Consider the following 3,853-nt stretch of genomic DNA (forward strand, 5'->3'; position numbering starts at 1 on the left):
GTCGCACACCTGCGGTGCACGACCTACCCGCTCTGTCGGCTGCCAGGAGCAGCCGACCTACTTGAGGCGGGTTAATGCGTGTCTATGATTGATTGTCGGCTGCCGGGAGCAGCCGACCTACCTGAGGTGTAGGTCGGGCACGGCCGGAGGCCGTGTGCGACGTTTCTGCTGAGTGTCGTAGGTCGGCTGCTCCTGGCAGCCAACATCCGGGCCACGGGGCTGGCGACGTCGATTGCCTTGGGTGGCTCACCTTGTTCTACCCGGAACCTGTTCGGCGGAGATGTCGGCTGCCAAGAGCAGCCGACCTACTTGGGGTGGTGGTTGGTGAGGATGGGTTGCGCTCAGGCGGATGCGCTGGGTCGTGCGCTGACGCGCTCGTGCCACCGCCGTACGTGCGGGAGCGTGTCCGGGATGTCGCATGCCCGGAGCGGGGCCACCTTTGTCCCCGCGGCGACAACCTATATGGCGATACCGGAGGCGTGGAGTACCGAGCGGATCCGCTGAAGTGCGGGAACGGGGCCGAACTGCGCTTCGAATGCCTCCCGCGTGGTGTCAAAGGCGTGCGCCAGCCGCTCCTGGGTGTCCGCGAGCGTATCGAGCATGAGCCTCGGAGGGAGACCGCTCTCCCGCGCGAGCACCTGCCAGTGCTCGCGGGTTATTCGTTCGGGCTGATACTCGCCACCGACGCTCATGGCGAGATGGGTGTCCACGTGCTCGATCGCACGCGTGCAGACCAGGTCGTAGAAGGGGGCGAGCCGCCAGCGGTTGGTGGCGTGTTGTGCCTGGACGAGGGCAAGGTTCTTGGCGTGGCCGTCCGAGTTGCCGGCGAGCACGTTGAAGATCTGCCAGCGCACCAGGGCACGCAGATCCGTCACGGGGTCTTCGGAGTGCTCGCGCACCAACCGTGCGCAGTCGGCAAACCCCGGGCCGCCCTCGATCTCGTATTTCGCCTGAAACGCGTGCCGGCCCAGCGCCTGGAGGAAGTCTTCCTGGTGGAGCCGCGTTCCGTATCCGTTCCGCCATAGGCGATCGAAGCGCGAGACGACGAGAAAGGTCTGGTCACGAACCGTGTCCAGAACGGTCTCCGACGTTGTCAGCCCGATCGCCGTCGCCAGGCGGCTCATGAATGCTTCGTAGAGTGGGACGTTGGCGAATCCCTCTATCTGGAACTTGAGGATGTGGCTCGAGGGCGCCGTGCCCGTGGGCAGTGCGTAGCGGCCGTTGCGCAAGTAGACAGGGCATTTGTCCTGGGCCCCGGCGAGTGACAGGCGCGGCTGAGGCGCGTCAGTGCGCCGTGCGTAAGCGCCGCGCCCGTGTTGGAGGATCAGCTTATGGAGTTCGTCCTCCGACAGGGGGGCATACTCCGGCGTATCGGATGGCTCCATCTCCACCGGAAGAATGGACAGGGCGCCGGCGCAGTCTCCCCCGAATTCCCGGAGCAGGGTGAAGTCGTCATCCGAAATGCGCCGGGTCCGGATCAGGCGCTCCCGGGCGCGCCCCTCGGGAAGGAGGTTCGCGAAGAAGAAATGGGCCGACCCCGCCTCCGGCGGGAAGGGGTCGCTGCGTAGTGGCATGCGTACGGACAGGCGGAATCCGTCGGTCAGCCAGGCGTCGTCGTAACGGAAACCGATCCGGCCCCGGGCGTCCCGCCAGAGGAACCCGACGAGCCGGTCCTCGAACCAGACAGTGAGGCCATCCGGGTCAATCACGTCCCGTCTCCGGGGACTCATCGACGATGGCCTGGATGCGGTCGGCCATGCCCCGTGGCACGACCGCGACTTCAAGGCCGAGCAGGCGAAGCGTTTCCAGTGTCTTTCCGAGCTGCGCCGTCGGCTTGCCGCGCTCGAGCTCGGAGAGAAAGCGTGTGCCGGTGCCGCCGACGCCGGCCGTGTCGGCCAGCGTTAGATGTCGTGATTTGCGGTGGGCCCGGGCCAGGGCGCCGAGCTCGTCCGGATTGTGAATGATGCCGTACTTTGGGGACATGGTTTTACCGATCAGTATTTTTTTGAGGCGTAGCCAACATTTCACCGATAGATTTTACCGTTCAGTAAAAAATATCGGACGACGTGGCGTTCAGCAACAGAAATTTACCGATCGGGAATTTTCGGGTCTGTGGGTCAGGTGTCGGCTGCCAAGAGCAATCCAGCTACGTGACGCGGGTTACAGCGTATCCATGATTGTCGGCTGCCAGGAGCAGCCGACCTACCTGATGAGGGGTAGGTCGGGCACGGCCGTAGGCCGTGTGCGACGTTTCTGCGCCTGAGTGCCGGATGTTGGCCGCTCCTGGCAGCCGCCAACATCCGGGCCACGGGGCTGGCGACGTCGATTGCCTTGGGCAGCCCACCTTGTTCTACCGGGAATCTGTTGGGCGGAGATGCCGGCTGCCGAGGGCAGCCGACCTCGTGTTCTGGATGTGCGCCTGCAAGAGGCGGAATCCTGATCTCCCCGACGTCGTGCAACGTGCCGGAAGAATGGCTCATGCGTATCAGGGCCAGATGTCGGCTGCCAGGAGCAGCCGACCTACCTGAGCGTAGGTCGGGCACGGCCATAGGCCGTGTGCGACGTTCCTGCTGGGTGTCGTAGGTTGGCTGCTCCCGGCAGCCAACGTCCCTTGTCGCGGCGCCCGAGATGTCGGCTGCCAGGAGCAGCCGACCTACCTGGGGTGGTGGTTGGTGAGGATGGGTTGCGCTCAGGCGGATGCGCTCGGTCGTGCGCTGACGCGCTCGTGCCACCGCCGTACGTGCGGGAGTGTATCGTCCGGCTGGATCTCCAGGGTGCCGGCAGCGAAGTCCACCGTCACCAGCGCGGTGATGTCCGCGATGGAGAACGCGTCCCCGGCCACGAACGGCTGCTCGGCGAGGCGGGCATCCATATCGGCGAGGAAATGGCGGTAACGCTGCGTGCCGCGCTCCACCAGGGCCTCGATCTGGGGCACGGGGTGCGGGCCGGGCAGGGCGCGGTCGCGAAAGCCCGGCAGGCGGTTGCGGAAGGCCTCCATTACGGCGAAGTAGCCCTCGAACTCCACCCACCGATCCCACGCGCGGATCACGCCGCAGGAGCGGGCGTCGGTGCCGGTCAGCGACGGCTCCGGGTAAAGCGTCTCGAAGTAGGCGCAGATGGCGTTGCTGTCACCGATGCACGTGCCGTCGTCGAGCTCCAGCACGGGAACCGTGCCCTGTGGGTTCACTCGCAGGAAGTCGTCGCCGAGCTGTTCGCGGGCGCGCAGGTCCACCTCCTGCATGGCGACGTCCAGCCCCTTCTCTGCCAGGTAGATGTGCACACGGCGCGGGCTCGGGGCGCCGTGGTAGGTGTACAGCGTTGCCATCTCGGTCCTCTCCTCGAATCGTTGTCCCCCGCGCCACGGTAATCCCGTAAACCGCCGGGCGCGATACCCCGCAGCGTCCCACCGTCGTCTCCGCCGACTGCCGTTGCCACGGTGTCAGGCAATCTTCCCTTAAAGCTCCTGTCACCTGCCTTGCCTACGCTGATTCGCTCCTGGACAGCACGGGAGTGCAGCAATGTCGAGCTTCAAGGATCAGCGTATCAGCCGTCGTGACTTCATCCGCCGGGCTCTCAGCACCGGAGGGGCCGTGGCCGGGAGCGTGGCGCTGCCCGGTATGCTGATGCCGCGGCGTGCCCCTGCCGTGGTGAAGGCATCGCGTCCGATGCTGCCCTATGGCGTGGGCAGCGGTGACGTGGTGGGGGATCGCGCCATGATCTGGAGCCGCAGCGACCGCCCGGCACGGATGATGGTCGAGTACGCCACGACGAAGAGCTTCCGGGATGCGCGCCGCGTGGTCGGCCCGGCGGCGCTGGCGGATACGGACTTCACCGCGCGGGTCGATCTCTCCGG

At 66.1% G+C, this 3,853-nt stretch carries 4 protein-coding genes; 1 reads left to right on the plus strand and 3 read right to left on the minus strand.

Annotation, left to right across the window (positions count from 1 at the left end):
- Positions 1-458: 458 nt before the first annotated feature.
- From G7A99_RS16615 to G7A99_RS16625, 3 genes are all read right to left on the minus strand, one after another.
- The gene (locus G7A99_RS16615; protein ID WP_163142195.1) at positions 459-1,709 is read right to left on the minus strand and encodes a type II toxin-antitoxin system HipA family toxin; all 1,251 of its coding nucleotides are present in this window, start codon (positions 1,707-1,709) and stop codon (positions 459-461) included.
- On the minus strand, positions 1,702-1,983 hold the full coding sequence (locus G7A99_RS16620; RefSeq protein ID WP_163142198.1) for a helix-turn-helix transcriptional regulator: 282 nt from the start codon (positions 1,981-1,983) through the stop codon (positions 1,702-1,704). The genes G7A99_RS16615 and G7A99_RS16620 overlap by 8 nt, the downstream gene beginning before the upstream one ends.
- Positions 1,984-2,689: 706 nt before the next feature.
- Positions 2,690-3,325 carry a glutathione S-transferase family protein gene (locus G7A99_RS16625; protein WP_163142201.1) on the minus strand — a complete coding sequence of 212 codons (636 nt, stop codon included), beginning with the start codon at positions 3,323-3,325 and terminating at the stop codon, positions 2,690-2,692.
- Between the two features lie 193 nt (positions 3,326-3,518).
- Between G7A99_RS16625 and G7A99_RS16630 the strand changes: the two genes are divergently transcribed.
- On the plus strand, positions 3,519-3,853 hold a 335-nt coding region (locus tag G7A99_RS16630; RefSeq protein ID WP_163142204.1), incomplete at its 3' end, for a PhoD-like phosphatase N-terminal domain-containing protein.

Source organism: Arhodomonas sp. KWT, assembly GCF_010993615.1.

Bases quoted from the DNA above. Each gene is read 5' to 3' on its own strand.
- G7A99_RS16625 (WP_163142201.1), bottom strand. From the start codon at position 3,325: ATGGCAACGCTGTACACCTACCACGGCGCCCCGAGCCCGCGCCGTGTG.
- G7A99_RS16620 (WP_163142198.1), bottom strand. From the start codon at position 1,983: ATGTCCCCAAAGTACGGCATCATTCACAATCCGGACGAGCTCGGCGCC.